Origin of the sequence: Salegentibacter echinorum, from assembly GCF_900129445.1 — a bacterium.
GTDB lineage: Bacteria > Bacteroidota > Bacteroidia > Flavobacteriales > Flavobacteriaceae > Salegentibacter > Salegentibacter echinorum.
This window is the reverse complement of record NZ_FQVT01000031.1, coordinates 1-4,278: the sequence shown is the minus strand read 5'-3', so window position 1 is coordinate 4,278 and position 4,278 is coordinate 1. Positions and strand designations below refer to the sequence as shown.

Below are 4,278 nucleotides of genomic sequence, written 5' to 3'. Positions count from 1 at the left end.
GCACGCGCCACCCACGATCATTTTAAGGGCAGGGAATATATGGAGCACCGATCTTACCTGTTTTTCACCTTAACTAAAAACAGGGCATTAAATAATCCAAAATACGTAAACCCTTTTCGGGATCCGGCTAAAGGATTGGTTCGAAAACTGGATGAGACCCTAAAATCTTTTATTGAGGCCGTTACGGGGTCGGTAGGCTATATCAATGGTAGTAGGGGCGTGGCTTTAGAAGCTTTGGAGGCCAGCGAAATAAGACAAATCAGCAATGATTATTTCAACGGGTATTGCTGCGGTTATGATACTGATATTTTACTGGATGATAAATACTTAAATATCGGGGAACATTATTTTGATGCCCTGGCCATCAACAGCGAACTGTGCTTTGGCGAAAGTGTGCAGTGTAGCAAGACCAATGAGAAATTCACTTCCGATGATTTTGTATTTCACCAGGGGTTCATTGATGGGCTGGGGCTTTCCCTTAAAGAAAACCATATCGTTAACCAGATATTATACCTGGATGCCACACAAAAATGGCGAAAACTACTGGATAAAAAGATAGAAGAACTCAACAAAAGTTCGAATTTCGGCTCACAGAATAAAGTAGTCCTGGGTAAAATCCAGCATATTCTGGACGCGATCAATGCTGATGACCAGGCGCGGATAATCCGCGGCCAACTCAATGTCGTGTATTGGGACAAGAACCCCGAAAAACTCGACTATATTGCATCCAAAATAAAATCGGAGTTCAAAGCTTTGGATATTGTGCCGTATTACCCCAGGGGAGCGGAGCGCAAAAACTATATCCTTAACAGTTACTGCTGTTTTGCTTCCAATTTTTCAAATCTAGATTTATACGTCACCGATCTAAAACACGCGCTCTGCTTGTTTATCAATAACACCAATTATAAATCGGATGCTACCGGCATAATTTTTAATGATCGGGAACAGAACATTCCCGTCGTAAAAGATGTTTGGGATGAAGAAAAGAAACGCATCAAGGCGAGAAACTTTACCATTTTCGCTCCTACCGGGGAAGGCAAATCCTTTCTAGCCAACAACATCTTACGGCAATATTTTGAAAGTGGGGTTCGTCTAGTTATTATCGATTTAGGCGGCTCATACACCAAATTCGCTAAACTTTACCCCGGGCAATATACCGTGCTGCGCTATGAAAACGAAAAATCCCTGGGCATCAATCCATTTTATATAAGTAACGCCCACGATCTAACCCCCGATCGACTTGAGGATTTATCGATTTTTCTATTTGAACTATTCGCTTCCGATCTAAAAGTCACCAAGGCACAATCGGTTTCAATCAAAAAGATACTGCGGTATTATTATGAGTGCACCACTGAAAATCACTCTTTAGACGGATTTTATCACTTTGTGGAGCGCAACCAAAAAGATCTGCTAAACCATCTTAAAATCCATCCTGACTACTTCAATATTACAAGCTTCTTGCACGTGATGTCGGAGTATGTTGGCGATGGTCTATACAGCTTCCTCTTTGAACCCAGTGAAGACCAAACCTACAAGTTGGAGGACAAGCGTTTGATTGTCTTTGAACTGGATGAAGTAAAGGACAATAAGGAAATCCTCTCCGTAATGCTAAAGCTGATAAAATCTGCCATACAACGAACCATTTGGAAAAACAGGGCAGAGAAGGGAATCATTTTGTTTGATGAGTTTGCCAAGCAGCTCAAGTTTGAAAATGTGCTGGAAAGCGTGGAGTTTTACTACCAGGCCATCCGGAAACAAAATGGCGCTATTGGGATTATCCTGCAATCCATTAACCAGCTACCTGACAATTCCACTTCAGCAAGTATCCTGGAAAACACACAGGTCATCTATAGTTTGAACAATGAAAAAGGTTACGCTCCCCTGGTCAAAAGATTAAACCTCTCCAGCCACGACCTGAACCAATTAAAATCTATTAAAAACAACCTAACCGGACCGCGCAAGTACACTGAAATATTCATCAAGATCGGCAAGGAAAGCAATGTGTTTCGGCTGGAAGTTCCCAAAGAAGTATATGCCGCTTACCTCACCGATGGGCAGGAAAACGAAGTCATTATGAAGCTTTACAAAGAACATCAGGATATGGAAAAAGCAATCCTTCAATTCACTACTAAAACATAATATTATGAAATCGAAGATTTACGAATACCAAAACAAATACTTAGCAATGAGTAAGGCAAAAATTCTAATTATCGCAACAGCTTTTATTTATTTATTGCCCGGCCGTGCTACGGCCCAGGGAATGCCGGTTTATGACAATACAAATTTTGTAAGCCTGGTCAAATCTTTAGTGGAATCAGCCAAACAAACTGCCAACCTGGTCAAGACTGTAAAGTTTTTAAAAGAACAGAAGGATAACCTGGAGAAGGTTAATAATGTAATCAAACAGCTCAAAGCGGTTCGGGAAATTAATCGGAACCATCAGCGACTGGTTCAGGTAATGCAAAAAGACCTTCGTGCAATTCTTCGCTCGCCATATATTAAGCAAGGCGAAATTACCGGTATCACCAATTCTTTTAGTGCCATTATTGATAATTCTTTAGAAACGGTGGGGTTCATCAATCAGATACTATCCAGTGATTACCTAAAGATGAGCGATGCCGACCGCGCCAGGATGCTCAAAGAAAAAGAGCAGGAATCCAAAGAGATGATCTCCAATATCACGATAAAAACCCGACGCTACCGGGATATTATTTCATTTAGAAAGATGCAGGACAAAATCAATAATCGTAAACCCACCTACTGATGATGACTACGACAATTCCTTTGGCCATAGGCCTGGAATATGTGGATACCATATTCCAGGGCATTAAAAATAGCAACTTTTCCCAATTTACCATGGGCGGGATGAAAGCACTCGCGGTACTGTTCTTTTTGATCAATATCCTTAAAAAATATAGTGAAGGGGTGGCGGAGAGGAATGGGATTACCTGGGGCTTGCATCCAAGCGAATTGGCAAAAAACTTTGCAGTGGTGCTGCTGGTAATTTTCTCCACCCAAATTTTAAGTTTTTTTGATGGAATCCTGGTTGCCATTGAAACGGCATACCGGGGCACTGCTCCAGCTCTTATGCCCTTACAAATGCAAGAGCTTCCTATTGAAGAAGAGGTCAGTATTATTGAGGTAGCTCAAGCTGCAATGACTTTACTGTATGAAGCCTTAGTCACGCCACTTTATGGCTTTAAAATATTTGCTTTTGTACTCGGTATCATACTTTGGATTTTAGATTTATTTATCTATCCGCTGTTTTTGGCAGAACGCTTTTTTCTGCTGGGCATTATGCAGGTATTCTTCCCGCTGGTCATTAGCCTGGCGGTTTTTGAAAAATTTAGGTCGCTGGCCTACAACTTCTTTAAACTCTATGCTGCGGTATATATGCTGGTTCCCGCATTTTTTCTGGTCAACGTTTTTATAAACGCGATTTATACAGAACTCAATACTAATTTTTGGAAAGACTTGTTTGGCACCGAAGTCGGGAGTGGCTTTTTCGCGCCCGTAGTACAATTAGGTACGGTTGGCTTTATCGTATTTCTAAAGTTTAAGCTTTACCGCCGTGCCACCTCATTTACCATCAAATTATTTACAGCTTAAATTCCTTATGATGAAAACACCTTATCAAAATATTTACACTGTTTTAAAACTTAACAGGTTTATCGTATTTACCGTAATTGCCTTTTCATTTTTATCCAGTATTTATTCCATTTGGATCAATTATAAGGTCAACCAAAAAGCACTTAACAGTGCTTTTGCCATTAGTGCTGATGGGGATATTATTCCTTTGCAGCTGGTGAGCCAAAAAGAAAATTTCAGGGTGGAAGCCCTGGCACATTTGAATTTGTTTCATAGCTTTTTTTACAATATCGACGCCAGTAATTTTGAGAAAAACCTGGAGAAAGCACTTTGGTTGGGCAATAGCTCGGTAGATAATCTTTACCGTCAAAAAAAGGCCGATGGCGTTTATAACAGGCTGCTGCAATATTCCCTGGTGCAAAAAGTATTGAGCATCGATTCAGAACTTGAAAAAAAAGGTGAGTACTATTATTTCAAGGCACGCACCATTTTTGAAATTAACCGCGGCGCTAGTGTCGATACCTATGAATTGATTTCAACAGGAAAATTAATAGTGGTCGATCGGAACTTTCCCAATAACCCGCACGGGCTTCTTATTACCGACTATTTCGAAAACACCCTTAAAAAATTAACCGATGAAAATAGAAAAAAATAAAATAGTATTTGGCGCTGTCCTGGCCGTAATCGTAT

General features: G+C 40.5%; 4 protein-coding genes. All 4 read left to right on the top strand.

Features of this window, described 5'->3' with window-relative positions; translation table 11 throughout:
- Positions 1-2,139: VirB4 family type IV secretion system protein (locus tag BUA71_RS17305; RefSeq protein WP_072882035.1), on the top strand; the 2,139-nt coding region annotated here is incomplete at its 5' end.
- 4 nt (positions 2,140-2,143) lie between these two features.
- Complete coding sequence (locus BUA71_RS17300) at positions 2,144-2,764, top strand: conjugal transfer protein (RefSeq protein ID WP_175545981.1); 621 nt, start codon at positions 2,144-2,146, stop codon at positions 2,762-2,764.
- A gap of 2 nt (positions 2,765-2,766) precedes the next feature.
- Positions 2,767-3,609: a hypothetical protein gene (locus tag BUA71_RS17295; RefSeq protein WP_072882031.1), complete on the top strand. Its 843-nt coding sequence runs from the start codon at positions 2,767-2,769 to the stop codon at positions 3,607-3,609.
- A gap of 10 nt (positions 3,610-3,619) precedes the next feature.
- Positions 3,620-4,243 carry a conjugal transfer protein TraK gene (locus tag BUA71_RS17290; protein ID WP_072882029.1) on the top strand — a complete coding sequence of 208 codons (624 nt, stop codon included), beginning with the start codon at positions 3,620-3,622 and terminating at the stop codon, positions 4,241-4,243.
- The last annotated feature ends 35 nt before the right edge of the window (positions 4,244-4,278 follow it).

Coding starts and splice junctions, on each gene's coding strand:
- BUA71_RS17300 (WP_175545981.1), top strand. CDS start 2,144: ATGAAATCGAAGATTTACGAATACCAAAACAAATACTTAGCAATGAGT.
- BUA71_RS17295 (WP_072882031.1), top strand. CDS start 2,767: ATGACTACGACAATTCCTTTGGCCATAGGCCTGGAATATGTGGATACC.
- BUA71_RS17290 (WP_072882029.1), top strand. CDS start 3,620: ATGAAAACACCTTATCAAAATATTTACACTGTTTTAAAACTTAACAGG.